This is a genomic window from Flammeovirgaceae bacterium (assembly GCA_015180985.1).
In the GTDB taxonomy this organism is placed as follows: domain Bacteria; phylum Bacteroidota; class Bacteroidia; order Cytophagales; family Cyclobacteriaceae; genus UBA2336.
Window position 1 is genome coordinate 1,735,469 of the sequence record CP054185.1, and the last position, 26,209, is coordinate 1,761,677.

At 46.3% G+C, this 26,209-nt stretch carries 28 protein-coding genes and 1 pseudogene; 23 read left to right on the top strand and 6 right to left on the bottom strand.

From position 1 onward, the window contains the following. Position 1: 1 nt before the first annotated feature. Positions 2-277 carry a hypothetical protein gene (locus HRU69_08155; GenBank protein ID QOI97463.1) on the bottom strand — a complete coding sequence of 92 codons (276 nt, stop codon included), beginning with the start codon at positions 275-277 and terminating at the stop codon, positions 2-4. 55 nt (positions 278-332) lie between these two features. On the opposite strand from HRU69_08155, the gene HRU69_08160 reads away from it, so the two are divergent. The 8 genes from HRU69_08160 (at position 333) to HRU69_08195 (ending at position 7,139) form a co-directional block, all read left to right on the top strand. Continuing rightward, positions 333-1,019 (top strand): hypothetical protein, encoded by a 687-nt coding sequence (locus HRU69_08160; GenBank protein QOI97464.1) that lies wholly within the window; start codon positions 333-335, stop codon positions 1,017-1,019. A 183-nt stretch (positions 1,020-1,202) separates the two neighbouring features. Then, positions 1,203-1,889 carry a (d)CMP kinase gene (locus HRU69_08165; protein QOI98867.1) on the top strand — a complete coding sequence of 229 codons (687 nt, stop codon included), beginning with the start codon at positions 1,203-1,205 and terminating at the stop codon, positions 1,887-1,889. Positions 1,890-1,966: 77 nt separating this feature from the next. Continuing rightward, the gene (locus HRU69_08170) at positions 1,967-3,331 is read left to right on the top strand and encodes a Na(+)-translocating NADH-quinone reductase subunit A (protein QOI97465.1); all 1,365 of its coding nucleotides are present in this window, start codon (positions 1,967-1,969) and stop codon (positions 3,329-3,331) included. A 5-nt stretch (positions 3,332-3,336) separates the two neighbouring features. Next, entirely contained in the window at positions 3,337-4,530 is a 1,194-nt protein-coding gene (locus tag HRU69_08175) for an NADH:ubiquinone reductase (Na(+)-transporting) subunit B (protein QOI97466.1), read from the top strand. Then, entirely contained in the window at positions 4,517-5,227 is a 711-nt protein-coding gene (nqrC, locus tag HRU69_08180; protein ID QOI97467.1) for an NADH:ubiquinone reductase (Na(+)-transporting) subunit C, read from the top strand. The genes HRU69_08175 and nqrC overlap by 14 nt, the downstream gene beginning before the upstream one ends. 5 nt (positions 5,228-5,232) lie before the next feature. Next, positions 5,233-5,895: an NADH:ubiquinone reductase (Na(+)-transporting) subunit D gene (locus tag HRU69_08185; protein ID QOI97468.1), complete on the top strand. Its 663-nt coding sequence runs from the start codon at positions 5,233-5,235 to the stop codon at positions 5,893-5,895. An 11-nt stretch (positions 5,896-5,906) separates the two neighbouring features. Beyond that, positions 5,907-6,521 (top strand): NADH:ubiquinone reductase (Na(+)-transporting) subunit E, encoded by a 615-nt coding sequence (gene nqrE, locus HRU69_08190; GenBank protein ID QOI97469.1) that lies wholly within the window; start codon positions 5,907-5,909, stop codon positions 6,519-6,521. Between the two features lie 72 nt (positions 6,522-6,593). After that, positions 6,594-7,139, top strand: coding sequence for a DUF502 domain-containing protein (locus tag HRU69_08195; protein ID QOI97470.1), 546 nt, complete (start codon positions 6,594-6,596; stop codon positions 7,137-7,139). A gap of 6 nt (positions 7,140-7,145) precedes the next feature. Here the strand turns inward: HRU69_08195 and mnmA are convergent, their stop codons facing one another. After that, positions 7,146-8,321: a tRNA 2-thiouridine(34) synthase MnmA gene (mnmA, locus tag HRU69_08200; protein ID QOI97471.1), complete on the bottom strand. Its 1,176-nt coding sequence runs from the start codon at positions 8,319-8,321 to the stop codon at positions 7,146-7,148. Between the two features lie 83 nt (positions 8,322-8,404). Continuing rightward, entirely contained in the window at positions 8,405-9,610 is a 1,206-nt protein-coding gene (locus HRU69_08205; GenBank protein ID QOI97472.1) for a TlpA family protein disulfide reductase, read from the bottom strand. Between the two features lie 97 nt (positions 9,611-9,707). Here HRU69_08205 and HRU69_08210 point away from each other — a divergent pair, with 97 nt between their 5' ends. The 4 genes from HRU69_08210 (at position 9,708) to HRU69_08225 (ending at position 11,965) form a co-directional block, all read left to right on the top strand. After that, positions 9,708-10,688, top strand: coding sequence for a hypothetical protein (locus HRU69_08210; GenBank protein ID QOI97473.1), 981 nt, complete (start codon positions 9,708-9,710; stop codon positions 10,686-10,688). Positions 10,689-10,700: 12 nt separating this feature from the next. Next, on the top strand, positions 10,701-11,096 hold the full coding sequence (locus tag HRU69_08215; protein ID QOI97474.1) for a hypothetical protein: 396 nt from the start codon (positions 10,701-10,703) through the stop codon (positions 11,094-11,096). Positions 11,097-11,417: 321 nt separating this feature from the next. Next, positions 11,418-11,645, top strand: coding sequence for a hypothetical protein (locus HRU69_08220; protein QOI97475.1), 228 nt, complete (start codon positions 11,418-11,420; stop codon positions 11,643-11,645). After that, a complete protein-coding gene (locus HRU69_08225; protein QOI97476.1) occupies positions 11,642-11,965 on the top strand; it encodes a type II toxin-antitoxin system PemK/MazF family toxin in 324 nt (107 codons plus the stop codon). The genes HRU69_08220 and HRU69_08225 overlap by 4 nt, the downstream gene beginning before the upstream one ends. Positions 11,966-12,057: 92 nt before the next feature. Here the strand turns inward: HRU69_08225 and HRU69_08230 are convergent. The 3 genes and pseudogenes from HRU69_08230 to HRU69_08240 form a co-directional block, all read right to left on the bottom strand. Beyond that, positions 12,058-13,243: pseudogene (locus HRU69_08230) on the bottom strand (IS256 family transposase). Between the two features lie 577 nt (positions 13,244-13,820). After that, a complete protein-coding gene (locus HRU69_08235) occupies positions 13,821-14,183 on the bottom strand; it encodes an IS110 family transposase (GenBank protein ID QOI97477.1) in 363 nt (120 codons plus the stop codon). A gap of 116 nt (positions 14,184-14,299) precedes the next feature. Next, the gene (locus tag HRU69_08240; GenBank protein ID QOI97478.1) at positions 14,300-14,896 is read right to left on the bottom strand and encodes a hypothetical protein; all 597 of its coding nucleotides are present in this window, start codon (positions 14,894-14,896) and stop codon (positions 14,300-14,302) included. 898 nt (positions 14,897-15,794) lie between these two features. On the opposite strand from HRU69_08240, the gene mraZ reads away from it, so the two are divergent. From mraZ to HRU69_08295, 11 genes are read left to right on the top strand one after another with little or no spacing between them, the layout of a single operon-like run. Continuing rightward, positions 15,795-16,235: a division/cell wall cluster transcriptional repressor MraZ gene (gene mraZ / locus HRU69_08245; protein ID QOI97479.1), complete on the top strand. Its 441-nt coding sequence runs from the start codon at positions 15,795-15,797 to the stop codon at positions 16,233-16,235. A gap of 43 nt (positions 16,236-16,278) precedes the next feature. After that, positions 16,279-16,635: a four helix bundle protein gene (locus tag HRU69_08250; GenBank protein QOI97480.1), complete on the top strand. Its 357-nt coding sequence runs from the start codon at positions 16,279-16,281 to the stop codon at positions 16,633-16,635. A gap of 51 nt (positions 16,636-16,686) precedes the next feature. Beyond that, a complete protein-coding gene (gene rsmH / locus HRU69_08255) occupies positions 16,687-17,589 on the top strand; it encodes a 16S rRNA (cytosine(1402)-N(4))-methyltransferase RsmH (GenBank protein ID QOI97481.1) in 903 nt (300 codons plus the stop codon). A 39-nt stretch (positions 17,590-17,628) separates the two neighbouring features. Then, complete coding sequence (locus HRU69_08260; protein ID QOI97482.1) at positions 17,629-18,006, top strand: hypothetical protein; 378 nt, start codon at positions 17,629-17,631, stop codon at positions 18,004-18,006. After that, entirely contained in the window at positions 17,996-20,089 is a 2,094-nt protein-coding gene (locus tag HRU69_08265) for a transpeptidase family protein (protein ID QOI97483.1), read from the top strand. Before HRU69_08260 ends, HRU69_08265 begins: the two co-directional genes overlap by 11 nt. Continuing rightward, positions 20,089-21,552: a UDP-N-acetylmuramoyl-L-alanyl-D-glutamate--2,6-diaminopimelate ligase gene (locus tag HRU69_08270; protein QOI97484.1), complete on the top strand. Its 1,464-nt coding sequence runs from the start codon at positions 20,089-20,091 to the stop codon at positions 21,550-21,552. Before HRU69_08265 ends, HRU69_08270 begins: the two co-directional genes overlap by 1 nt. 33 nt (positions 21,553-21,585) lie before the next feature. Then, positions 21,586-21,969 (top strand): four helix bundle protein, encoded by a 384-nt coding sequence (locus HRU69_08275; GenBank protein ID QOI98868.1) that lies wholly within the window; start codon positions 21,586-21,588, stop codon positions 21,967-21,969. Positions 21,970-21,987: 18 nt separating this feature from the next. Continuing rightward, positions 21,988-23,238 carry a phospho-N-acetylmuramoyl-pentapeptide-transferase gene (locus tag HRU69_08280; GenBank protein QOI97485.1) on the top strand — a complete coding sequence of 417 codons (1,251 nt, stop codon included), beginning with the start codon at positions 21,988-21,990 and terminating at the stop codon, positions 23,236-23,238. After that, entirely contained in the window at positions 23,235-24,596 is a 1,362-nt protein-coding gene (murD, locus tag HRU69_08285) for a UDP-N-acetylmuramoyl-L-alanine--D-glutamate ligase (GenBank protein QOI97486.1), read from the top strand. The genes HRU69_08280 and murD overlap by 4 nt, the downstream gene beginning before the upstream one ends. After that, positions 24,593-25,771, top strand: coding sequence for an FtsW/RodA/SpoVE family cell cycle protein (locus HRU69_08290; protein ID QOI97487.1), 1,179 nt, complete (start codon positions 24,593-24,595; stop codon positions 25,769-25,771). The genes murD and HRU69_08290 overlap by 4 nt, the downstream gene beginning before the upstream one ends. 49 nt (positions 25,772-25,820) lie before the next feature. Further along, the gene (locus tag HRU69_08295) at positions 25,821-26,189 is read left to right on the top strand and encodes a four helix bundle protein (protein ID QOI97488.1); all 369 of its coding nucleotides are present in this window, start codon (positions 25,821-25,823) and stop codon (positions 26,187-26,189) included. Positions 26,190-26,209 lie beyond the last annotated feature (20 nt).

The following is a 26,209-nucleotide window of genomic DNA, read 5'->3' on the forward strand; positions in this document are numbered from 1 at the left end:
GTTACCCGGAAGTTTTCTTCTTAAACGCAGCCTTAAGGGCATTCTCCAGTTCTTGCCCAGCCTTCTTTAAACTGGCCTCCACTTCTTTCCAACGTTCCTTATCCTGTGCTTCTTTTTTGAGTTTCTCGGCCGACAGCTTCAGTTCTTCAAATTTTTGTTCAAATTCTTTGTTCAGTTTTTCGCCCGCTACGTTCAACTCCGCCATAAACTGATCCACCTTTTTGCCAAAATTTTTAAAAGCCTTTTCTGCTGAGCCTTCTTTACCTTCGTTTGCCATAATCTTTTGGATTAAAAAGTTAGTAACTTTCAACGCAAGTGCAAGCCCCCGGGTTATGAACACCGACCAAGACCACCTTGACTATATCACAAAACTGCTTGAAACCAAGTCAACCGCCAAGCAAAAAACCTATAAATTTTTGCTTGATGCGTTTGCTGTATTGAAAGGTGAATCAAAACGCATAATCGATGAAATCCGCAAAAAAGCACACCCGGATGATGGCGATGTGACAGTTGATTTTACCGATGTAAACGAGCATGAGTTTCAGGTAAAACTGGCAGGCGACCTGTTGATATTTGTTCTTCATACCAATGTGGTAACCTTTGATGAAGAACACTTTGTTATGAAGGATCCATACATTCTTCAAAATGAGTGCAACCGGTATTTCGGGCAAATCAACATCTACAACTTCATGTCTGATTCGCTCAAGTTCAACCGTGTTAACGATCCGGGATACCTGTTGGCCCGCCTCATGGTTAACCACGAAAACCGGTTCTTTGTTGAAGGGGAAGGCCAGGTGGCTCGGTTGTTTAATAAAGTTTCTGAAGGCGCGCTAACGCACGATTTTCTAAATGGCTTAATAAAGCTGGTGTTGGCTTTAGCTATTGAAAACGACCTAATGGCTCCGCCTTACCCGCAGGTTAAATTTATTACCCTTTATCAAAAACTTGAGCATACACCCGATTTGGGCGGAGGGCAGAAAATCGGCTTTCGGATGAGCTACCAGGATAAAACCAGATGACCTGTTGTTGGGTTGCGCAGCACAGCAGGGCATTTTATATTGCCGGTGAAACCGGTTCATGAAACGCATCGCCTTATTTTTTCTTATCAGCGCTGTGCTGGCTTTTAGCTGCGCATCCAATAAAAAGCACAAGCGGTTAAAGCCCGGCAAGCCTATTCCATGCCCGTTAAAAGACTGCTGAGCATGCTCAATAAAATTATCATCGCCATTGATGGGTATTCGGCATGCGGAAAAAGCACCACCGCCAGGCAGGCTGCCCGGATTTTAGGCTACCGGTATATTGATAGTGGTGCCATGTACCGGGCGGTAACCATGTATTTTCTTGAACAGCATGTGGCTGTTACTAATCCCAAAGAAGTTAGCCGGGCACTTCAAAAAGTGTCCATTTCTTTTAAAGTAAATGCAAAAGGCGTAAGCGAAACTTACCTGAACGGACTTAATGTTGAACAGGAAATCCGCGATATACGCGTATCGGAATACGTGAGCCGGGTAAGTACCATAAAAGAAGTGCGCCAGGCCATGGTTGAACAGCAACGCAAAATGGGTAAAGACAAAGCCCTTGTAATGGATGGCCGCGATATTGGCACAGTGGTGTTTCCGCAGGCCGAGCTAAAGTTTTTTATGACTGCCGACATGTTGGTACGCGCATTTCGCAGGCAGCGCGAACTGCTCGAAAAGGATATTATGGTTGATTTGGATACCGTAATCGAAAACATACAGGAGCGCGATCGCATTGACACCACCCGGGCCGAAAGCCCGCTGCGCCAGGCACCCGATTCCATTGTAATTGATACCACCCACATTACCATTACCGAGCAGGTTGATGAGGTGGTAAGGCGGGCGATTTCGGCCATGGTAAAAAGCCGCTAAAGCAAGCCGCAAAGCCTTTTTAATGTCAGATTTATAGTTAATTTTGCCACCGTTCAAAATTCAAAACCACTGCTGGCATGGGCAAATTTATCCGGTTAAAGAAGGGCTTTGATATCAATCTTGCCGGTAAGGCCGCTTCAACAATCGCAACCCTTGATCAACCCGAAACCTTTGCTGTTAAACCCACTGATTTTCATGGGATTTACATGCCCAAACCCGTAGTAAAAGAAGGCGACCAGGTAAAGGCCGGTTCTGTTTTATTTCACGATAAAAAGAATGAACAAATAGTTTTCACAGCCCCGGTAAGTGGCGAAGTAGTAGAAATAAAACGAGGTGAAAAACGCAAACTGCTTGAGATAAAAATCCTGGCTGATAAAAATATCGAGTACCTTTCCTTTAACAAGTACTCTGTAAGCGATCTGGCCGGCCTTACCCGCGAAAAAGCTCTCGAACAGCTCCTTGCCAGTGGCGTATGGGTAAATATTGTTCAACGCCCCTTTGGCGTAGTTGCTGATCCGGCTGAAAAACCTAAATCAATTTTTATATCTGCTTTCGATTCAGGTCCTTTGGCGCCCGACTATAATATGTTGTTTAAAGGGCAGGAACAGTTTTTTCAGGCGGGTATTGATGTATTGAAAAAATTTACATCCGGTGCGGTGCACGTTAATGTGCACAGCGAACGGGAAATATCACCGGTTTTTTCGCAGATTAAAGGTGCTGAACTCAATAAGTTTTCGGGTCCGCATCCGTCCGGCTGTGTGGGCGTTCAAATCCACCACCTCGACCCGGTAAACAAAGGCGATGTGGTGTGGACCATAAGTCCGCAGGGTGTTATTCAAATAGGGAAATTATTTCTTATTGGTGTTTACGATGCCTCACGCATCATTGCTGTGGCGGGCTCTGAAGTGAAAAATCCGCAGTACTATAAAACCTACACGGGTGCTTGTGTTAAGAAATTTCTGGATAATAATCTTAAACATAATCATGTACGGGTTGTTTCCGGTAATGTGCTTACAGGAACAAGCATCGGGCCTGAGGGCTATATCGGGTTTTTCGATCACCTGGTAACGGTAATACCCGAAGGCGACTACTATGAATTTTTGGGGTGGATCAAACCTACCGTAAATAAACTCAGTTTTCAGCGGGCTTTTGGCTTGCTTTCGTTTCTAACGCCAAAGAAGGAATTTGTAGCCGACAGCAACACGCGTGGCGAGCCTCGCGCTTTTGTACAAACCGGTGTGTTCGAAAAAGTAACCCCGATGGATATTCTTCCTACTTACCTGATCAAAGCAATCATAGCCGAAGATTATGATGAGATGGAAGCCCTGGGGATTTATGAAGTAATTGAAGAGGACCTGGCCTTGTGCGAATTTGTGGATGTATCCAAACACAACGTGCAGGAAATTTTACGCGAAGGAATTGATTTAATACGGAACAGCTAAGCACCATGAAGTTTTTGCGACAGGTATTTGATAAAGCAAAACACAACTTCGAGCGGGGAGGGAAGTACCACAAGTACTTCTACCTGTTTGAAGCCATAGATACATTCAATTTTTCACCGAATACGGTAACACCCGCCAAAGGCGCGCAAATACGCGATGCCATCGATCTGAAACGATTGATGATGACGGTTGTTATTGCCATGATACCCTGCCTGCTGTTCGGCATCTGGAACGTGGGCCACCAGCATTTTCTGGCTACGGGAGCGGCTGCCTCAACCGGTGATAAAATAATCATCGGATTGGTGCAGGTACTTCCTATTATTATAGTGGCCTATGCTGCAGGGGGGCTTGTTGAAGTTGTTTTTGCCATCATCCGTAAGCACCCCATTAACGAAGGGTACCTGGTAACCGGTATGCTTATACCGCTTGTAATGCCGCCCGATATACCATTATGGCAGGTTGCTGTGGCATCCATCTTTGCGGTAGTTATCGCTAAAGAAGCGTTTGGCGGAACCGGCATGAACATTCTGAACGTAGCGTTAACTGCCCGCGCCTTTCTATACTTTGCATACCCAACCGATATTTCAGGTGAGGTGTGGACATACCTGGGCGAGGGTGCGACAACCGTGGCCGGTTATTCAGGCGCTACACCGCTGGCGGTTGCGGCTGCTTCAACGGGTAATGTAGTTAGTGACCTTTCAAATTTCGGTGCCGGCTGGGCAAACGATATTTACAGTTTCAGCAACATGTTCTTCGGCTTTATGCCCGGTTGCATTGGCGAAACTTCTACGCTGATGTGTTTAATCGGTGCGGCCATTCTGGTTATAACCGGTGTGGGCAGTTGGAAAATTATTGTGAGTGTATTTGCCGGAGCCTATGGTATGGGGTTGTTCCTTAACGTGTTGGGCACCAATCCGTTTATGCAGATGCCGGCTCATTACCACCTGGTTATGGGCGGTTTGGCATTTGGCGCAGTGTTTATGGCCACCGATCCGGTAACGGCAGCACAAACCGAAGCCGGCAAATGGGTTTACGGCCTGCTTATTGGTATATTAACGGTACTTATCCGGGTGTTTAACCCGGCTTATCCCGAAGGTATTATGCTGGCCATCCTGCTGATGAATGTATTTGCACCGCTTATTGATTATGCCGTGGTTAGCGCAAACAAAAAACGCAGATTGAAACGTGCGACAGTCTAATCTCTATATCGTAATGTATGCAGCCATCGTCACCATTGTGTCGGGTGGGCTGCTGGCTATTGCTTCCGAAGGATTGAAAGAACGCCAACAGGCTAATATTGAACTGGAGCGGAAATCCAATATCCTTTCAACCGTTATGGCAGTTGGTAAGGATGTGAACGTGGCAGAAGAGTACGACAAGCGGGTTAAAGCATTTGTGGTGGACTATGCCGGCAATGAAGTGGCCGGAATATCGCCTGCCAGCGTGAACATTGAAGCTGAGTATAAAAAGCCTGCCGAAAAACGCCTGTTGCCGGTATATGAGTTCCGGAATGCCGAAGGCCATATTGAGTACGTTGTACTGCCGTTACACGGTTTCGGCTTGTGGGATAAAATCTGGGGGTATGTTGCCCTTCAATCCGATTTAAATACCATTCAGGGTACGGTATTCCAGCACAAAGGCGAAACACCCGGTCTGGGCGCACGCATTGCCTCGGCCGAAATACAGGACCGGTACAAAGGCAAAAAAGTTTTTGAAGGCGACCAGCTTGCCTCGGTGGAAATGATGAAAGGCGAAGGCAATGATTATTCATCCGATCCGCACAAAGTGGATGGCATGTCGGGCGCCACCCTTACCGGCAAAGGCGTTAACAATATGCTGAAGGATTATCTGGCCTGCTACTCGAATTATATTAAAAGGATTAAAACCAATCCGTAAACATTATGAGCTCGGAAGTTGCAGAAGTTGTACAGGAGAAAAAAAGCGAACCGCTCTTTTCGAAGAAAAACAGGAAGTTGTTAACTCATCCGCTGGACATTAACAACCCCATTACCGTTCAGGTGCTGGGTATCTGTTCAGCGTTGGCGGTAACCACGCAAATGAAGCCCGCTTTTATTATGGCCATCAGCCTAACGGTGGTAACGGCCAGTTCAAACGTGGCCATTTCGCTGATGCGCAACACCATTCCGTCACGCATCCGCATTATTGTACAGCTTGCCATCGTAGCCACCTGGGTAATTCTGGTTGACCAGGTTCTGAAGGCCTATGTTTACGATGTGTCCAAGCAATTATCGGTGTTTGTTGGCCTCATCATCACCAACTGTATTGTAATGGGCCGGCTTGAGGCATTTGCCATGGGCAACAAAGTTGGGCCCTCGTTTTTGGATGGGCTGGGTAACGGTTTCGGGTACGGCATTATCCTGATGATTGTAGCATTCTTCCGCGAATTGCTCGGCTCGGGCGCTTTGTTTGGCTTCAAAATTTTTGAATCGGTTGGCCTGCACTACAAAGGCAACGGACTGATGTTATTGCCGGCCGGAGCGTGTATTATTGTAGGTATTATTATCTGGGTTCAGCGGGCATTAAACGGATACAGGGAAGGTTAACAACTAATCATATGGAAAACTTAATCAGCATCGGGGTTCGATCCATTTTCGTTGATAACATGATTTTCGCCTACTTTTTGGGTATGTGTTCATACCTGGCCGTATCAAAAAAGGTGAAAACAGCTTTTGGTTTAGGACTTGCTGTGATCTTTGTATTGGGCGTTACCATCCCGATTAACTGGCTTATTCAGAATTATATTCTTATCGAAGGCGCACTTGGCTGGGTAAGCCCGGAATTTGCTTCGGTGGATCTGTCCTTTCTGCAATTCATCGTGTTTATTGCTGTAATTGCCGCTATGGTGCAGCTTACCGAAATGGCGGTTGAAAAATTTTCTCCGGCATTATATGGTTCGCTGGGTATTTTTCTCCCGTTAATTGCAGTGAACTGCGCTATTCTGGGAGGTTCGCTTTTTATGGTAGGCCGCTCGTACACGCTGGGTGAGGCTACTGTTTTTGGTTTTGGCAGCGGCATCGGCTGGATGCTGGCCATTGTGGCGCTGGCGGGTGTACGCGAAAAGATGAAGTACTCCCATGTGCCCGGTCCGCTGAAAGGCCTGGGTATTACGTTTATCCTGGTGGGCCTGATGTCGTTCGGCTTTCTGAGTTTTCTCGGCTTTTCGATTTAAGCAATACGAAAATGATCAACTGACCTCTGCTCGGATTTCGGCAGAGGTTTTTTATTTTAAACTCAAACGTATATGATTTCGAAAATTGCCCGCTATTTTTTTAACGGTACGTTGTTTATTGTACCGTTGGTCGCCACCATCTATTTTATTATCGAAGCGTTCCAATGGCTTGACTCCCGGCTTAACCTGCCGTATCCCGGAGTGGGCTTCGTTATTATCCTTACGGTAATTACACTGTTCGGGTATTTTACAACCAACTTCGCCTTTAAAACTTTTTCTGATTGGTTCGAACAGATTATCAGCCGGATACCCTTAATCAAACTGATTTATTCCTCCATCAAAGATCTGATGTCGGCTTTTGTGGGTGAAAAACGAAAGTTCGATAAGCCGGTGCTGGTTACTATTAATAAAGATAACCAGCTATACCGCGTGGGCTTTATTACCCAAAACGATTTAACCAACCTGGGTCTGCAGGACATGATTGCCGTGTACATACCACAGTCGTACACCATGGCGGGCGATCATTTTGTGGTACCGAAAGAGAACATCAAACCGCTTAACGTATCGGGTGCGGTGGCCATGAAGTTTATTGTGTCGGGTGGGGTAAGCGGTTTTTAAATACCATCAGGCGATTACGCCTGAGCCAATTAATTCCTCCCCATTATACCAGGCGGCAAACTGCCCGGGGGTAATGGCCTTCTGTGGCTTTTCAAAAACCAGGTACAGCCCTTCCGGCTTTTTATGCAGGATGCAGGGCTCCAGTTCCTGCCGGTAGCGGATGCGCACGCGGTAGGTTTTCGATTCGCCTTCCATAAGTTTCAAATCTTCGCGTACCCAGTGCTCATCGGCACCCGCAATAAACAAACCTTTCCGGTAAAGGCCCGGATGATCTGCGCCCATGCCCATGTACAAAATATTGCGGGTGGTATCGGTGCCGATAACGAACAAGGGTTTAGGAAAGCCGCCCAGGTTCAGTCCCCTGCGTTGCCCGATGGTATAATAATGAGCGCCTGCGTGTTCACCGGCTTCGGTACCAACATCGGGGCTGTACCGGTAAGGGTTTGTTATATCCACCAGGTCGTCCATCGACTGACTGTTACTGAATACCGGTGCATCGGGCGGAACAAGGATGGCCTTGCCTTTTTGGGGTACAAGTTGTTGTTGCAAAAACTCTGGCAGGTGCACTTTGCCCACAAAGCACAGTCCCTGCGAGTCTTTTTTACCGGCAGTTACTAACCCGATTTTTTTTGCGATGCTACGCACTTCGGGTTTCAGCAGTTCGCCAACAGGGAAGAGCGCCCGTGAGAGTTGTTGCTGGATAAGCTGGCACAGAAAATAGCTTTGATCTTTATTCGGATCGGTACCGGCCAGCAGCCGGTAAACGGTTTTGCCGTTAACAACGGTTTCGGCCTTTCGGGCATAGTGGCCGGTGGCTACGTAATCGGCACCCAGTTTCAGTGCCGCGTTTAAAAAAATATCAAACTTGATTTCGCGGTTGCACAGCACATCGGGGTTGGGGGTGCGGCCGCGCTGGTACTCGGCAAACATGTAATCCACAATGCGCGCCTTGTACTCGCTGCTCAGGTCGATGGTTTGGAACGGGATGCCCAGGTGCTGGGCCACAATCATGGCATCGTTGCTGTCGTCAAGCCAGGGGCACTCGTTGCTGATGGTTACCGAGTCGTCATGCCAGTTTTTCATAAACATGCCGATAACCTCGTAGCCTTGCTCTTTTAACAGATAGGCCGCTACGCTGGAATCAACCCCGCCTGATAAACCGACTACAACTCTTTTTTTCATGCTTAGCTTTATGCTGCAAGCTACCAGCTTCTAACTGCTAGCCTATAAGTTGTTAACTTGGGCTTGCAGCCAGAAGCTAGTGACTAATGGCCATTTAATAACTGATTCACCATTTCATTAAACCGCTCCTTTTGTTGTTCATAATAAACCCCTGTGCCCGGCCCCGAAAAACCGGTATGGATGTATTTTACGTGGCCGTCTTTACCCACAAAGATAGTGGTTGGAAAAGCAATAACCCGGTTGAGCGCGGGCAGCGTTTCGCTGGCGTTGGTGTTGGTTCCGGCTATCAGTACTTCATAGGGGATACTTAGTTTTTCTTTCATCTTGCGTACCCGTTCGCGGGCGTAATCAAAGTCAGCTTTTTGTTCGTAAGCCAGCCCGATAATTTCTATGCCGCGATGCTTGTTTTTTGCGTACCATTCGGTAAGAAAGCGTGTTTCATCCATGCAGTTAGGGCACCAGGAACCCAGCAGTTGAACAATCACGACCTTATTTTTAAACCGATCGTGCTGAAGCGATACGGGCTTTCCATCCACATCCGGAAATGTAAATTCAAGTGTTTTGTATCCTTCATTTAAATGCGTCAGCGATTCGGTTGCAGGGGGTTTGGCCTGGTCGTCTCTCACGCCCGTCCACCTTCTTTTGCGCGACTTGCCCAGCCAGTGAGTCCCCGTAAGGGTATCGCCCTGCTTAACGGCATTAAAAATATAGAGGTGATTTCCATCGAATCCGCTAAGCCAGAGCGTATCGTTTACCACGTTTCCTTCAAGGTACCGGTAATCACCGGTGGGTGTAAGAAAGGTGCCTTCGGCATAGTTGCCTTTTTGGGTGAAGATGCCCAGCGCGTTAACCGTGTTGTTGTCGTTAAAAAACTGCACGGCATAAGTGCCTGAAAAATCCGGACCGGAGGCCGTGTAATCCGCTGGAATAAACCGGTGTGTTTCACCGTGGCGTGCTCTGAACGGAACCCGGTAGTCATCGGCATAGCGAATAATAAAGTGGCCGTTCAGTTCCGTTCCGTTCCGAGCGGCCTTAATTAGTGCATCGAAAATATGGATGTGCAGGGTTATGGAATTGCCTGTTACAACAACTTCGTCCAGGTAAAGCTGTTCCCGTCCGTTTTTAATCCAGGCAACGTACTTGCCGGCTTGCGTCTGCAGGTCAAAGGTAAAGGGTAACTCTTCTCCCTGCAGTTCAAGCACGCCCCGCCAGGTGCCGGTAGGGATGGCTGTTTTTTCTGAGCCTGAGCACGACATCATAAGAAGTAACAAAAATGGTAAAAAGCGCATAATGGAGGTTGGTTAAAGGTGAAGAACAGGATTTAAACTAAAAATGTTCGCTTATTGAAAATTGTAAGCAATATACTTTCCTTACTATCTTGAATGAATGAAGGTTGAAGATTCAGGCGATCATCAGGCACACTTGTTCTCAAAATTTAACGTTGCCCTTAATCACCCGCTGGGCGATGACGTGGAGCCGCCCCCGCCCGGTGAGTACCGCGAGTACATCTGCGGCCAGTGCTGGCGCGATGAACGCAGCATGAATATGTACATGCGCTTTACCGGCTATGGCGGTGCCTTATTTGGCATGGGCCCCGGGTGGAAGCCGGGGGATGGCAGTATGTTTGCCGCTTTTAATGCGTGGGTTGACAACCAGGTAGCAAAAGCCCACCAGCGACAGAATATTATGAGAGGAATTACAGAAGCGCTTACCAGTAAAGACCAAAGAATATTTACTGTCGATCCCCGAACAGGTGCTGCAACTCTTCACACCTCCGAGCAGCAAATAAAAGACTGTATGGAGGATCTTTACAAACTGATAAGTTCACAGAGTGGGCCAGTTTGTGCTTCAACCAATGCAGGGCCAAGTGACACCTCTCCATGGGATATAGTGAAAGGAAACTCAAAATTACTTTTGCAAATGATTCTGCATTTACCAGATGCATTTTCAATAAATGGTAATATTAATGCAATTCAATTACTAGGAGTTGATTGGACACCGGATAGCAGATTTCTTAATGGAAATAAAGTGTCATTTTTAGGAATGTTAACCGGACCGGATCGAGGTAAATCAAAAAGCTTTTATGAACATCCCTTGGCATTTGGTTTTGATATCAGCGCAGGTATTACATTAGGTGAATATTTCTATGTGCCCAATGGTAATCAATCATTAAGGCTAAGTAATTTTCAAGGGGAAAGACTTTCGGTAAGCGTTGGCTTTGGGTTCTTGGGATTTGATGGAAGTGTTGGTTTGGTTTATGCTCCACTTGAGAGTGGTTATTATATTGGTATTATGAGATTTGTGGGAGCTGGGGATCCCGGTCTTTCACTTAATGTTAATTGGGGTAGAACTTTTTTTGATGACTAAATTTTGAAATAGATGAAACTTCAATTCCCTTTCTCTGATTCAAAGTATATCAAATATAAGATTGGACTTATACCAATTGGCATATTGTTGTTTATAGCGGGTATATATTGGATGAATTGGAAATTAGAAGAAAGGTTAAAACTTTTTCCTGCTATAAGGACCGAATTTGACATAAATGGGAAAGTAATGGAAATAGTGTTAGAGAGGGGTAACGCAGAAATAACACTTGAGAATGGTGCCAGGTACACTGTTACGTTCGCAAGAAACTACTTGTATAATCCCAATGACATAAGTGAATTCCTTATGAAAGGTGACTTGTTTATAAAGCATCCAAATAATGACACTATCACAATTGTAAGGGATGAAGAAATTTATCTCTTTGTTTTATCTAAGGAACTTAATAGATAGACGCGTATTGAACACAGTAACGAAGTAAATGCACACCCAAACCACCAGGTGAAGAATGTGGGGCATCCGGTGCAATGTAGAATATGACTCGATTTCAATTCCTTTTGAATACAAGTTTCTTGTTTGTAAACAGTCAAGGCGGGGTCAGCGAACAAGCAGGATTGGCACAATGCATGTTTAATAACCGGCAAGTTTTGTAACTTGGTAAGTGAAAGCATTCGGTAAAAAAATGGCCCGCATGAGCTAAATTGATGCTGACGCTTGTGGTAGGTGTGATATGCCGGATTTAACTAAATTTGTAACTACTTGAAATCACTGCAAATGACACGGGAAATCCTTATTAAGAAAACCATTGATAATCTGCGAAAATTGCCCGATCAAAAATTAAAGGAAGTATCCGATTTTGCCGAATTTCTTCTTAGTAGAATTGAAAATCAAATAGTGATTGAGGGTATTCAGAAATTGGTAAGCGATTCAAAGGTATTTAAGTTCTTAAAGGATGAGGAAGATCTTTATTCAGTCAACGATCTGAAAGAAAGATATAAATGAATAAGGGTGACATCGTCCTGATACCTTTCCCATTCACTGACCTATCAGATGTAAAGCACAGGCCGGCACTTATTCTTGTGGCAGGTGAAAGCGATTTAACGGTTTCATTTATAACAACTCAAATAAAGTGGCAGGATGAGTTTGATGTGAAGGTTGAACCATCTGTGATAAACGGTTTAAAACAAACTTCTTTAATAAGGTTGAGAAAACTGGCAACCATTGATAAGGATTTAGTGATAGGTAAACTCGGTAACTTGTCTAAGGATGAGTTAAATATTGTTGATGACAATTTGGTCAAAGTATTCAAACTTAGGCAATAACCACGAGGCATTGTGGCGATGAACGCAGCATGAGACACTGCCTAATTAAGTGTGTAAGTGCTGGGTAACGACTAAGCAACTGCGTAAAGGTTTTATATTTTGCATCTGCCTTCGAAGATAGTTAAAAATTGATTTACGATTAGTGGCCAGTTTCTCACGGGCAAGGTCCATTTTTTGGTGATCTCCCGTAAAGCCAGGTACACCGCTTTCACCACCGCCTGGTCGTCAGGGAACGAAAGTTTGTTGTTGGTATACTTGCGGATTTTTCCGTTGAGATTTTCGATAATGTTCGTGGTATAGATCAGCGTTCGGATTTCGATCGGATAATCGAAGAAGTGCGTGAGGTTATCCCAATTCGTTTTCCACGACTTGATAGCATGCGGATATTTTTGCCCCATGTTACTTCAAGGCTGCTCTAAGGCTTGAGCAGCCGCTCTTTGTTTGGTGCTCCGTAAACAGTCTTCAAATCGGCTACAAATTGTTTCTTGTCTTTCCAGACAACGTAGCGAAGCGCATTTCTGATCTGATGAACTACACAAATCTGGGTTACCGATTGGGTAAACACGCTGGTGATTGCATCGGTGAAGCCCTTCAGATTATCGGTGCTGGTGATGAGAATATCTTCCACGCCACGGCTTTTAAATCAGTAAGTACACTTATCCAGAATGAAGCACTTTCGCTTTCACCCAGCCACATGCCCAATACTTCCTTAAACCCCTGAGCATTAAGGCCTACGGCCAGGTAAATGGTTTTGTTGATCACCTTCCCATTCTGCCGGACTTTGAATACGATCCCATCCATCCACACCACAAAGTACACCGATGAAAGAGGCCTGCTTTGCCACTCCGTTACCAACGTATGTACCCGCGAGGTAACGTTGGAAATAGTGGCATCCGAAACATTCACACCATAGATTTCCCGGATTTGTATTTCAATGTCGCGTACGCTCATACCCCGGGCATATAAGGAGATGATAATTTCTTCGATGCCTTCTACGAACCGGCTGCGCTTGGGAACCAGGACGGGCTCAAACGTGCTGTTCCGATCCCGAGGTACTTCTATCTGTAGTTCACCTCGCGTGGTCTTGATGGTCTTACGGGTTTTTCCGTTCCGTGAGTTCCCGGAGTTAATCCCTTCTGGTGAATGTTTGGCATAGCCCAAATGGCCATCGAGTTCACCTTCCAGCATTTGCTCCATGCCCTTTTTGAAAAGTTCATCGATAAAGCTGTTGAGGTCTTTCGAATTCTTAAATTGCTTGAGAAACTCAGGGGTGAGCATCTCTTTGAGTAGTGGGTGTTGTTCTTGATTTTCCATGGTAACTGTGTTTAAAGTTAAGTCTTTAAATGCAACCGATTCGGCTGAAAGTGGTACATTCCACATCCCCTTTCAGCAAGGCCGAATCGGGCCTTTACACAGTTGCTTAGTCGTTACCCAGCATGAATATGTACATGCGCTTCTCTGTCCCCGCAGCGTCTCCTGCAAGGGACTCTTCTATGTTGAAAGTCAAGTCCTGATGCACTAATTTTGTTATTGTTTTACCTGCGTGGCTGCGATTGGAAACCTCAGCGAACAAGCAGGGTTTACACTGAAAAAGATTTGGACTGTTAATAGGCAAAATTGGCAGTCCTTTCTTTTTTAGGAAAACCGAAAAAGAGTTTCCAACATAGCCCTGGCTTTACCCTTTACCAAGTATAAAATCAATCTTCTATAAGCAGTCATTCCTTTTCGGAAGCTGCACGATACCTTTTATATTTTTATAAAGGTGGGCTGTAATCTGCGGAAAGCAGTCACTCTGAAATCCAGAGGCTGCAAGAGTCCCCTTACATTGTGCCCACCGTTTATAACTTTTATATGGTTAAGCGGCTACGCCAAGTTCGTATTCCGTTTTGTTAATCAACACATAACGCAGTCGGCTCACCAACATCCGGGCAATACGAATGATGGCTTTATTACCCTTCATTCGGCTGCATAGTTGGTTATACTTCATAGTCAATGCCGGATCGGTACGTACTGCAACCCAGGCACTTTCGATGAAGCACTTCCTTAACGTTTTATTGCCTCGTTGTGTGATGTCGCCCACATGTTCACGGTCGCTCGATGAGGAAACATTGGGCACCAAGCCAATGTAGTTACATAATGAATCACGACTTTTAAATCGTTTGATATCTTCTAACTCAGTCAACACCATCATGGCTGTTAACCGGCCTATGCCAGGCACACTGATCAGCAGTTCTACCGGCTTAGCATATTTCTCTTCACCAGACAGAGTGTTTATCTGTTTGAGGATGGTAGTTAGTGTGCTTCTCCAGAATTCTGCTTCAGCCAGGTAAGTAGCTAATGTGTTGTTCCACTTTTCCCGATGTCCACTTTCTTAAGCCACTCCATGAATCGCTTAGACCAATGTGTGCCCGACCTGGTGAATTGTTCGGGGTAATTAATCCCAAAATAACTCAATAAGGCTTTGATGCGATTACGACATCGTGTTTGATTGCCTACAATCCGCTGACGAGCCCGTAACAGGCTGCGGTCTTGCTGACAATTTTGCTGGGTACATAGATGGCCTCCAGGCTCACCACTTTTAACGACCTGGCAATTTTTCGACTGTCTAAGGGATCGCGTTTTTGTTTTCTCTTTGTCTTTGGTCGGCACATCGGCTGCATGAACAACCATGCAGTTAACGCCACTTGCCTGCAGTCTTTCTTGCAACCAAAATCCTGAATACCCAGCTTCATAAGCAGCATGGTAGGTTGCACCCGGAAAATTCCGATTTAGATATTTTACCAACACATCGACATCCGGAGGCTGACTAAAAGTTTTAAGGTGCAAATTCTCGCCCATGATGGTTACCGTGATCTGTTTCTTGTGCGTGTCTAAACCAACGTAAATGTTTTGTCCACTGAAATCCAATTTTTTGTTAACTTGTTTTTGCATAAGCCTTGAGTGTTTTGTTTTAATACAATAACTTATTAAAGTTAGTACACTGGGGCTTATGCTCTTTCAAACATAGTATCTGCGGCATTGGAAATCCTGATTGGTGAGCAACCGCCATGTATTATCTTTAATTTATCGGATGAGTGTTCGTCTTTGCGCTGTACAACATTTTCGATCCCCACCACAAAAGCCCTTATGTTGACCGGTGGAATATGCGCATGGGCTTTGAGTACATACTAAAGAAGCGGAAGAAAAAACCGGTTGAAACGCCACAAAGCGGAATAGGAGCACATCAGGGTAGAACCGAAATAAAAAATCAGGCTGTATCCTTTCCCTGAAGGTTTATCAAGCCTGCTTTGCAGTTGTTTTTGTTGAGCTTGAAAAGACGCGACTTCGGCCGACAGGTACTTGGCTTACGGTCCGGCCATCAAATCAACAAAAGGCTTAGGTTATTCTGGCCCCGAAACGTGTTTTGAATACGGGTATTAGGGACTCTATTTCTTTCTATGGCTCATAGCTCGTTAAATTATATATGACAACCAAAGAAGCCGCTGTGATTTTCAGGCATGCTCAAAGCGGTGAGAAAAGGCTTAGGTTATACCACACTAAACCCGACTGAATTACACATCACCCTTAATGGTTCAGCATTCTGCTACCTCGGATGCCAACGGTACGATCTGCGATTTTGGCCCGGAATCGTAGCTTTTGTCAATCAGTCGTGTTTAGTGCGGTTAAAAAGTCGCGTTTACTTGTGTCCGGTCTAAAACTAAGAGAGAAATGACAACAGGTCTAAAAAGGGCCTGGCAGACCCTAAAATGCAAAAAAGTGGTTGAAAGTGGTTGAAAGTGGTTGAAAAATGCTTATGTTTGTTATCAAGGAATAGACAACCACTACGTCAATGACCTTTTTCACCAGCGAATATGAAAGTAAGCTCGATGCCAAGGGCAGGCTGGTACTGCCTTCGCGTGTAAAAGCCCAGCTGCCCGAAGGCGACAGCGAACTGGTTTTGCGCAGGGGTTTTGAGCGCTGCCTCATACTCTACCCCATGGTGGAATTCAAAAAGGTGTTCTCCAAAATTTCCGGATTGAGCGAGTTTAACGAGGAGTACCGAACCCTCCAGCGCAACTTCTTCAGTGGCACGGCCACGGTTGAACTGGATGGCAACGGCCGCTTTTTACTCCCTAAAAACATGCTCGCCTATGCCCAGATAGAAAAGGATGTGATGCTGGTAGGCATGGGTAACAAAGTGGAGATCTGGAACCCGGCACTATACGAGAAACACCTTATCGCAGACCCAAGTGAGTTGTCGAAACTGGCGCAGAAATACCTGGACCAATAAGCTTCAAGCATGAGCTTCAAGCTACGAGATTGTGTAGACATGTATGAGAGACTTTAAGAAGCTACTCATTTGGCAAAAGGCTATGGAAATTGTTAATGCGGTTTATTTGGCAGTTGATAAGTTTCCGGGTGAGGAAAAATTCGGATTGCGTTCGCAGGTAACAAGAAGCGCGGTATCCATCGCGGCTAATGTCGCTGAAGGAAGTGCGAAGAGCAGCCAGAAGGAATATAAATATTATGTAGAAACGGCATTGGGGTCGGCTTATGAATTAGAAACGCATATGCTGATTGTTGAGCGATTAGGCTGGCTTTCACACCAGGATGTAAAGGATATTTTGTTGATGATAGAAGAAGAGCAGCGAATGCTCTCAACGTTCTTGAACAAGATAAAAGAGAAATGATAACGACTTGCGGCTTACAACTTGAAGCTTGCAGCGAAAATTGAAAGTGCAATGAGTTATCACAAACCGGTAATGGTAAATCAGTGCATCGAAGCACTGCAGATAAACCCGGAAGGAACATACGTAGATGCCACTTTCGGGGGAGGCGGACATAGCCTGGCCATGCTGGAAAAAATAAAAGGCGGTCGGTTAATCGCCTTCGACCAGGATGAAGATGCCGCGCGTGAGGCAGAAAAAATCACGCACCGTTCTTTCACATTCTGTCATGCCAACTTCAGGTACCTGAAAAAGTTTTTAAAACTCAATAAGGTAACAGAGGTAAACGGCATTCTGGCTGACCTCGGCATTTCATCGCACCAGATTGATGAACCAACCCGTGGCTTTTCAACCCGGTACGATGGCCCCCTGGATATGCGGATGGATACCAACAATCCGGTAACGGCCGCTGATGTGCTGAACACCTGCAGCGAAGCTGATCTACACCGGATACTTGGGCTGTATGGCGAAATACGCAATGCCCGAACGGTGGCCAAAGCCATTGTTCAGGGGCGGACGATAAAGCCATTGAGCCGTACCGAAGAATTGAAAAACCTGCTTGTCCGGTATGCGCCCATAGGCAAGGAAAACAAATACTTCGCCCAGGTGTTTCAGGCGCTGCGCATTGAAGTGAATAACGAGATGCAGGCCCTTGAAGATTTTTTGCACCAGGCGGGCGAAGTGCTGGTACCGGGCGGCAGGCTGGTGGTGTTGTCATACCACTCGCTGGAAGACAGAATGGTGAAGAATTTTATAAACAAAGGAAAAACTTACGGAGAAGCCGAAAAAGATTTTTTCGGAAACGTACTTAAACCCTTCGAAGCCGTAAACCGGAAGCCGGTTGAAGCATCGGAACAAGAGATAAAAGAGAATAAACGTGCACGCAGTGCAAAGTTGAGAGTAGCAGTAAAATTATAAACCTCCCCTCTCCTTTAGGAGAGGGGCGGGGGTGAGGTTATGGCAGACAACACATTCAGAATCGACACGAAACCAAAAAGTTCAGGCGGTGGCTTGTTTTCATTTTTTGAACGCAGGCTTAAACTCGAGAACTATTTTGAAGAAGGCTTTCCGGTTCAGCACCTTCCGAAAATTGTATTTGTCATGGCGCTGGGTTTATTCTATATCAGCAATACGCATTATGCCGATAAGACCGTGAGGCGCATTAACGAATTGCAGGCCGAAGTGGAAGACTTGCGTGCGGATTACACCACCACCAAAGCCGACCTGATGTTTGCCAGCAAACAAAGCGAAGTAGCCCGAAAGGTAAGCCCCTATGGCTTGAAGGAAAGTTTGAAACCACCCTACAAAATCGCTGTGAACGAAGATGAATATTAAGCAGTCCATATTGTTACGTGTGCGGGTAGCCTTTTTGTTTGTGCTGCTCTTCGCCCTTGCAGTGGTGGCGCGCATTGCTCACGTGCAGATGATTGAAGGCGATAAGTGGGCCGCCATGGGCGAGCAGATTTCATTTGACTATAAAAAGGTTAAAGCTACACGGGGTAACATTTATTCTGATAACGGTAGCCTGCTGGCTACTTCGCTGCCCTTTTACAAAGTAGCGTTCGATGCCACCCTGCCTAAAGAGGAAGTGTTTCGCAACGGAGTGGATTCGCTGGCGCGTCAACTGGCCGCATTCTATAAAGACAAAAACTGGATCGATTACAAGCGTATGCTCATTGATGCCCGCGAGTCGGGTAAACAATATGTGGTTATTAACCGAAAGCAGATTGATTACCAGGATAAGAAACTGATGCTTACCTGGCCCATCTTCCGCGAAGGCCGGCTAAAGGGGGGTGTCATCTTCGAAAAGATGGATGTGCGTTACCGTCCGTTCTCCAACCTTAGCCGCAGAACCATCGGGTTTGTAAATGAAAATGAGAAAGGTGCCGGCCTGGAATACAGTTTTAACAACCAACTGGGTGGTAAAGACGGCTACGCCTACTACCAGAAAATTGCCGGTGGCATATGGAAGCCTGTGTTTGATGCCAACAATGTTAAGGCGGTTAACGGGTTGGATATTCAAACCACCCTCGACATCAATCTGCAGGATGTAGCCGAAACAGCGCTGCACAAAGCCATGGCACAGCACCGTGCCGATGACGGCCTGGTGGTGGTGATGGAAGTAAAAACCGGAGAAGTGAAGGCCATCAGCAACCTGAGCAGCGATGGTAAAGGCAATTTCTATGAGAAATTCAATTTTGCCACGGGCGGCTTGTTTGAACCGGGTTCAACCTTCAAGCTGGTAACCATAATTGCCCTGCTCGAAGACAGCAATATTGATTTGGCTGACAGCATTGATACCGGTAAGGGTGAAACTATCTTTTATAAAAAGTACCGCGTGCGCGATCATGAAGAAGGCGGGCTTGGTAAAATCACCATCCGTGAGGCGTTCGAACACTCGTCCAATGTGGCGATGGCCAAACTGGTGGATAAGAATTTTGGCGTGCGCCCGCAGCGCTACCTTGATCACGTAGAACGGCTTAAACTCAACAAGCCACTTGGTCTTCAGATTACCGGAGAGCCTGCACCCAAGTTCAACTACCCGGGCCAGAAGGGTTGGAGCGGCATCAGCCTGCCCTGGATGGCCTACGGTTATGGCATTGAGATAACCCCCATGCATACACTTAGCCTGTATAACGCTGTGGCGAACAATGGTAAAATGATTAAACCTGTTTTTGTAAAATCGGTTAACCAGGCCGACCGGGTTAAGGAGCGTTATCAGACGGACGTTATCGTGAGTAAAATATGCTCCGACCGCACGCTGAATAAGTTAAAACAGTTGCTCGAAGGCGTAGTTGAAAACGGCACTGCGAAGAATATTAAAGGAACCCATTACCGCATTGCCGGAAAAACCGGAACGGCCCAGATATTGGAGAATGGCCAGTACACCAAAAAATATATCACTTCGTTTGTCGGGTATTTTCCGGCTCACAGTCCAAAATATTCAGCCATGGTGCTCATCAAGAATCCGCGCGGCTGGCAACAGTACGGCAGCAACGTGGCTGCACCGGTGTTCAAAGAAATAGCCGATAACATTTATGCGCGCGACCTGAACATTCATTTGGCTATGGAAAAGAAAACCTACCGGGAACCGGGCCTGTTTCCGGTTATCCGTGCCGGCAACCAGGAGGAGTTGACGATGCTTTGCAATGAATTGGGAATATCGAATCATTCGAAAAGCGAAGAGTCGTGGGTGCGTGCCGTAAAGAATGGCGATGCCGTTAACTGGAAGACCAATACAGTCGGGACCGGTATTGTACCCGATGTGATGGGGATGACCTTCCGCGATGCGTTGTATTTGCTGGAGCGTGCCGGACTGATGGTTTGGTATGAAGGCACCGGCCGGGTTCAAAGCCAGTCGTTACTGCCGGGTGCGCGGATATCGAAGGGCGATCGTGTTTACATAAAACTGGGATAATGCCTGAACTGAAGGACATATTATATAACGTAAACATCACCTCAACCTATGGCGACATGGCTGTTGGTGTGAAAGGCATTTGCTTTGATTCGCGTAAAGTGAAAAAGGGATTTTTGTTTGTTGCCGTACGAGGCACCCAGTCTGACGGCCACCTGTTTATCGAACAGGCCATTGCCGGTGGTGCCATTGGAATAGTATGTGAAAAACTACCCGATACCATCCATGAAAAAAACACCTACGTCACAGTCAAAAATAGCGCGCGCGCGCTGGGAATTATTGCTGCTAACTTTTTTGGCGCTCCGTCACAAAAACTGAAACTGGTTGGAGTAACGGGCACCAACGGCAAGACTACGGTGGCCACGTTGCTCTATAAACTGTTTGGCTCGTTGGGGTACCGGAGCGGCTTGATTTCAACGGTGGAGTATAAAATTGTTGATCAAACACTCCCGTCAACCCACACTACGCCCGACCCGATTCAGTTAAATGAGTTGCTTAAAAAGATGGTTGAGGCAGGCTGCACACACGCCTTTATGGAAGTGAGTTCGCATGCCATCGACCAGGAGCGGATTGCCGGCCTGGAGTTTACCGGGGCAATCTTTACCAACATTACGCACGATCACCTTGATTACCACAAAACGTTTGAAAACTACATTAAGGCGAAAAAGAAATTTTTTGATGACCTGAGCAGCCGCGCATTCGCCCTGGTTAATGCCGATGATAAACGCGGCATGGTGATGCTGCAGAACACCAAAGCCAACCGGAAAACCTACGGCCTTAAAAAAATGGTTGACTTCAAGGGCAAGATCATCAGCAATACGCTGGAAGGGCTTGAAATGGAAGTTGACGGCAAAACCGTGTGGTTTAAACTGATTGGCGACTTCAACGCGTACAACCTGATGGCCGTGTATGCTGCAGCCGTGTTGCTGGGCGAATCGTCCGACCAGGTGCTCACAATCCTGTCGAACATAACCGGTGCTGCAGGGCGGTTTGAACTCATTGCCCCCGGTTCAAAAATCACCGCTATTGTGGATTACGCCCACACACCCGATGCATTGAAGAATGTGCTGGAAACGATTAAGCAATTCCGGTCAGGGCAGGAGCAGGTAATAACTGTTGTAGGCTGTGGCGGTAACCGCGATCGGGCCAAGCGCCCGCTTATGGCTTCCATTGCGGTGCGGTTAAGCGATAAAGTGGTGCTCACATCAGATAACCCGCGCGATGAAGAGCCGATGGACATTATCCGCGAGATGCAAACCGGTGTCGGGCCAACCGATGCACGAAAAACAGTTGTTATTGCCGACAGGGAAGAGGCTATTAAAACGGCCTGCCTGATGGCCAAGGAAAAGGATATTGTGCTGGTAGCCGGCAAAGGTCATGAAACTTACCAGGAAATAAAAGGAGTGAAGTATCCTTTTGATGACAGGGAAGTGGTTGAACGGATGTTAAAATTAATTGTCAATTAACTGATTGTTTAATGTGTCAATGTGCAGATTGAAATGAGGAATTACACGGAAAATATAATCGTTAAAATGACGTTCGAATTTGCTCTTGAAATAATGGAGTTTTCCGAAATCCTTCGGGAGAAGAAACGATTTGCCTTCGCTGATCAGGTTTTGCGTTCAGGCTGTTCCATAGGGGCTAATGTGAGGGAAGCACAGGGAGCCGAAAGCAAAGCTGATTTTATTCACAAAATGAAAATTGCGTTTAAAGAGGCTGAAGAAACCGAATATTGGCTGGAGCTATGTGATTTTGGGAGGAGTTATCCAAAACCCGGAATACTGTTGAATAAGATTGAAGGTATTCTTAAAGTTTTGAACAAAATAATTTCATCCTCTAAAAAAAGTAATGGAAAGGGTAGAATTAAGGAATTGGCTAATTGACAAAGTAAGTAATTAGAGATGCTGTACTATCTATTCGATTATCTCGACAAGCAACACGACCTCATCGGGGCGGGTGTGTTCCAGTACATCTCGTTCCGCGCGGGTATGGCAGCATTTCTTTCGTTATTGATCACCATCTTTTTCGGTAAAACACTGATTGGCTTTTTAAGGAAGAAACAAGTTGGTGAAGAAATCCGCGATCTCGGCCTTGAGGGCCAACTGCAGAAAAAGGGAACACCCACCATGGGCGGTCTTATTATCATCGCGGCTATTCTATTGCCCACTTTGCTCTTCGCTAAACTTGATAATATTTATGTCATTCTTCTTATAACAGCTACCGTTTGGCTCGGCCTTATCGGCTTTGTTGATGATTACATCAAGGTTTTTAAAAAAGATAAGGAAGGCCTTGCGGGGCGATTTAAAATTGTCGGGCAGGTTGGCCTTGGGCTTATCGTGGGGTTAACCCTTTTCTTTCATAACGATGTTGTTGTGCGTGAAGTGAAGCCCGTACCATCGCAAAGCCGGCTTTCCGAATCCGTGCAGGATATCAACGTGGATGCGCTGCAGGAAGAAGACGGAAGGCCGTACCAAAATGTTCGGTCAACCAAAACCACCATTCCGTTTTTGAAGAACAACGAATTCGACTACGCTTATTTTCTTCCGGCTTCGCTTAAGGATTTTACGTGGATAATCTATGTGGGTGTTGTCATCCTGGTGATTACGGCAGTGTCCAACAGCGCAAACCTTACCGATGGCATTGACGGCCTGGCGGCCGGCACTTCGGGAATCATCGGGCTAACGCTGGCTATTTTTGCGTACCTCTCCGGCCGGGTCGATTTCTCCAGCTACCTCAACATCATGTACATACCCAACCTGAGCGAGTTGGTGATTTTTTGCACCGCCTTCGTGGGCGCGTGCCTTGGCTTTTTGTGGTATAATGCTTATCCCGCACAGGTTTTCATGGGCGATACCGGCAGCCTTACACTGGGCGGTATCATAGCCGTGATTGCGTTGGCCGTGCGCAAAGAGTTGCTCATCCCGGTGCTGTGTGGAATTTTTTTCATCGAAAGCCTATCGGTGATAATTCAGGTAAGCTATTTCAAGTACACGAAGAAAAAATTCGGTGAAGGCAGGCGTATATTTTTGATGTCACCCCTGCATCATCACTATCAGAAAATGAATCTGCACGAATCCAAAATTGTGACGCGTTTTTGGATTGTGGGCAGCCTGTTGGCAATTGTTACACTGGCAACTTTAAAATTACGATGAGCAAGCGGTTAGTTATATTAGGTGCAGGCGAAAGCGGAACAGGGGCAGCCTTGTTGGCAAAGACTAAAGGCTTTGAGGTTTTCGTTTCCGATCAGGGAACCATTAAAGATAACTACCGCGATGATCTGATCAGGAACAAAATTGATTTTGAAGAAGGGGTACACACCGAAGCAAAAATTCTTAATGCCGATTTGATCATAAAGAGCCCGGGTATTCCTGAAAAGGCCGAAATGGTTGTACGGGCAAAACAAAAATCTATCGAGATTATTGATGAAATTGAATTTGGTTTCCGGTTTATCAAAGGAAAGGTAATAGCAATAACCGGTACAAACGGAAAGACCACCACCACCCTGCTTACCTACCACCTGATGAAAGCAGCCGGGTTCAGTGTGGCATTGGCCGGTAATGTGGGCGAGAGCCTGGCCCGTAAAATTGCGCACGGCAACCACGATTGGTACGTGCTCGAAATCAGCAGTTTTCAACTGGATGGCACCAAGACCTTCCGCCCGGAAATTGCCGTACTGTTGAACATCACCCCCGACCACCTGGACCGCTACGGGTATGAAATGCAAAACTACGTCAACTCCAAATTCCGGATCATCCAAAACATGGAAGCCGGCAATCACTTCATCTATTATGACGATGACGGGGTTATTTCTAAAGAAATCAACCAGCGGAAACCGGTGGTAAACCGTATTCCGGTTTCATTGAAAGCAGGAGCCTTGCCGGTTTATGCCAGCGGAACCACCATGCATTTTAAACTCGGTGCCGAGGTGTTTTCCATCCGGCAGGAAGAAACCACACTGAAAGGTCCGCACAACCTTATTAATACCATGGCCGCTGTATCAGCTGTTTGCCTGGCAGGCGCAAAACTTAAGTTAATTAAAGAGGGGCTAAAAACATTCCGCAACGCCCCGCACCGGCTGGAATTAATTGCAACGATCAACGGTGTTGACTTTGTGAACGACTCCAAAGCAACCAATGTAGATTCGGTTGTGTATGCTTTGGGAAGCTACACCCAGCCGCTCATCTGGATTGCCGGTGGTATTGATAAGGGCAATGATTACAACCTCATTAAAGATGACGTGCAGAAAAAAGTAAAAGCGCTCATCTGCCTGGGCAAGGACAACGATAAACTTAAAAAGTTTTTTACCGGCATAGTACCGGCCGTTCATGAAACACAAAGTGTTTCTACGCTGGTGCGGCTTGCGTTGCAGGAAGCTAAACCGGGCGATGTGGTGCTGCTATCTCCGGCCTGTGCCAGTTTCGACCTGTTTAAAAACTATGAAGACCGGGGCGAACAGTTTCGTAAAGCGGTGCTGGAGTTGAAAAAAGAAGTTGAAAACCAATTGGTATGAATAAACTAAAAACATGGGCTGACGAAAATCTGCAGGGCGACCGGGTAATCTGGGCGGTGGTTTTCATCTTGTCCATGATCAGCATTTTGGTGGTGTACAGTTCAATCGGCACGCTGGCCTATAAGCGCTCGGTAAGCCCCGAAAAATACCTGCTTACCCACACCCTACACGTGTTTATCGGGCTGGCCGCCATGTGGTTTGCACACCGTGTGGATTACCGCTACTATTCCAAACTTTCGCGGCTAGCGTTGTGGATCAGCGTGCCTTTGCTGATATACACCTTTACAAATGGTACTACCGTAAATGACGCAGCCCGCTGGCTCAACATTCCTATTATCAACACATCGTTTCAGCCGTCCGACTTTGCCAGTCTGGCCCTGATCATCAACCTGGCCAGCATGCTCTCCAAGCGGCAGCAAAACATTGCTGATATAAAGGAATCACTTATACCCATCCTGTTCTGGTGTGGCTTAATCTGCGGGCTGATTGCTCTTACCAACATGTCAACGGCCGTGTTGCTGCTGCTTACCTGCATGCTCATCATGTTTATCGGCAGGGTGCCGATGCGCTACCTGGCCATGCTGCTGTTTGTGGGTGTGTTGTTCGGTGCGTTGGCATTCAAGTTTGGTATGCGTGGCGGCACAGTGATTAATCGGGTGAATGATTTTATCGGATATGTGCAGGGTACAAAAGAACTGCCGTTTCAGGCAAAGCATGCCCACATCGCTGTGGCAACCGGAGGCATTACCGGAAAGGGTCCGGGTAACAGCGACCAGCGCAACATCCTGCCCCATCCGTACTCTGATTTTATCTATGCGATCGTCATCGAAGAATACGGTCTTATTGGTGGTGTGGTTGTATTGGTGTTGTACCTCATCCTGTTGCATCGCGGAATGAAAGCCGCCTACAACAGCGAGCGGGCATTTGCTGGATTGCTGTCGGCCGGATTGAGTTTCGACCTGGTGTGCCAGGCCATGATCAACATGGGAGTGGTGGTGGGCCTCGGCCCGATAACCGGACAACCGCTGCCGCTGATCAGCATGGGTGGAACATCCATGGTGTTTACCGGCATTTCACTCGGTATCATTTTAAGTGTGAGCCGGGGCGAGCGCGATGAAATGTGGCAGCAGCAAACGGAAATGAAAGATAAAAATGTAGAAATGAAGGCAGCGTAGTTTGAACAAAAGTTAGCATATAGAATATAGAACTTAGAAATGTTAAAAAATGAGTACTAGGGAAACTGCAAAATCATTTCGTGACCTGATTGTTTGGCAAAAGGCACATCAGTTGGTTTTAGATGTTTACCGGAAAAGTTCACTTTTTCCTAAAGAAGAAGTTTATGGTTTGGTTTCTCAGATCAGGCGCGCAGCAGTTTCTGTCGCAGCGAACATTGCTGAAGCATTCAAGAAAAGAAGCGCTAAGGAAAAATTGAGACTACTAAATATTAGCCAGGGGTCTTTGTCAGAAACCGAATACTACCTGATACTAGCGGAAGATTTAGGTTATGGCGATGAAAAGTCGCTCAAAGCAAATGCACAAGAGGTGAGCAGGATTTTACAAAGTTATATGAAGGCAATAAAAAGTAATTCTTAATGCGAAATACTAAATTCTGA

Coding starts and splice junctions, on each gene's coding strand:
- HRU69_08260 (QOI97482.1), top strand. CDS start 17,629: ATGGCAGACAACACATTCAGAATCGACACGAAACCAAAAAGTTCAGGC.
- rsmH (QOI97481.1), top strand. CDS start 16,687: ATGAGTTATCACAAACCGGTAATGGTAAATCAGTGCATCGAAGCACTG.
- HRU69_08165 (QOI98867.1), top strand. CDS start 1,203: ATGCTCAATAAAATTATCATCGCCATTGATGGGTATTCGGCATGCGGA.
- murD (QOI97486.1), top strand. CDS start 23,235: ATGAGCAAGCGGTTAGTTATATTAGGTGCAGGCGAAAGCGGAACAGGG.
- HRU69_08270 (QOI97484.1), top strand. CDS start 20,089: ATGCCTGAACTGAAGGACATATTATATAACGTAAACATCACCTCAACC.
- HRU69_08280 (QOI97485.1), top strand. CDS start 21,988: ATGCTGTACTATCTATTCGATTATCTCGACAAGCAACACGACCTCATC.
- mraZ (QOI97479.1), top strand. CDS start 15,795: ATGACCTTTTTCACCAGCGAATATGAAAGTAAGCTCGATGCCAAGGGC.
- HRU69_08215 (QOI97474.1), top strand. CDS start 10,701: ATGAAACTTCAATTCCCTTTCTCTGATTCAAAGTATATCAAATATAAG.
- HRU69_08170 (QOI97465.1), top strand. CDS start 1,967: ATGGGCAAATTTATCCGGTTAAAGAAGGGCTTTGATATCAATCTTGCC.
- HRU69_08240 (QOI97478.1), bottom strand. CDS start 14,896: ATGCAAAAACAAGTTAACAAAAAATTGGATTTCAGTGGACAAAACATT.
- HRU69_08290 (QOI97487.1), top strand. CDS start 24,593: ATGAATAAACTAAAAACATGGGCTGACGAAAATCTGCAGGGCGACCGG.
- HRU69_08195 (QOI97470.1), top strand. CDS start 6,594: ATGATTTCGAAAATTGCCCGCTATTTTTTTAACGGTACGTTGTTTATT.
- HRU69_08185 (QOI97468.1), top strand. CDS start 5,233: ATGAGCTCGGAAGTTGCAGAAGTTGTACAGGAGAAAAAAAGCGAACCG.
- HRU69_08265 (QOI97483.1), top strand. CDS start 17,996: ATGAATATTAAGCAGTCCATATTGTTACGTGTGCGGGTAGCCTTTTTG.
- HRU69_08155 (QOI97463.1), bottom strand. CDS start 277: ATGGCAAACGAAGGTAAAGAAGGCTCAGCAGAAAAGGCTTTTAAAAAT.
- HRU69_08295 (QOI97488.1), top strand. CDS start 25,821: ATGAGTACTAGGGAAACTGCAAAATCATTTCGTGACCTGATTGTTTGG.
- HRU69_08205 (QOI97472.1), bottom strand. CDS start 9,610: ATGCGCTTTTTACCATTTTTGTTACTTCTTATGATGTCGTGCTCAGGC.
- HRU69_08250 (QOI97480.1), top strand. CDS start 16,279: ATGAGAGACTTTAAGAAGCTACTCATTTGGCAAAAGGCTATGGAAATT.
- HRU69_08220 (QOI97475.1), top strand. CDS start 11,418: ATGACACGGGAAATCCTTATTAAGAAAACCATTGATAATCTGCGAAAA.
- HRU69_08275 (QOI98868.1), top strand. CDS start 21,586: ATGAGGAATTACACGGAAAATATAATCGTTAAAATGACGTTCGAATTT.
- nqrE (QOI97469.1), top strand. CDS start 5,907: ATGGAAAACTTAATCAGCATCGGGGTTCGATCCATTTTCGTTGATAAC.
- HRU69_08225 (QOI97476.1), top strand. CDS start 11,642: ATGAATAAGGGTGACATCGTCCTGATACCTTTCCCATTCACTGACCTA.
- HRU69_08160 (QOI97464.1), top strand. CDS start 333: ATGAACACCGACCAAGACCACCTTGACTATATCACAAAACTGCTTGAA.
- HRU69_08210 (QOI97473.1), top strand. CDS start 9,708: ATGAAGGTTGAAGATTCAGGCGATCATCAGGCACACTTGTTCTCAAAA.
- mnmA (QOI97471.1), bottom strand. CDS start 8,321: ATGAAAAAAAGAGTTGTAGTCGGTTTATCAGGCGGGGTTGATTCCAGC.
- HRU69_08175 (QOI97466.1), top strand. CDS start 3,337: ATGAAGTTTTTGCGACAGGTATTTGATAAAGCAAAACACAACTTCGAG.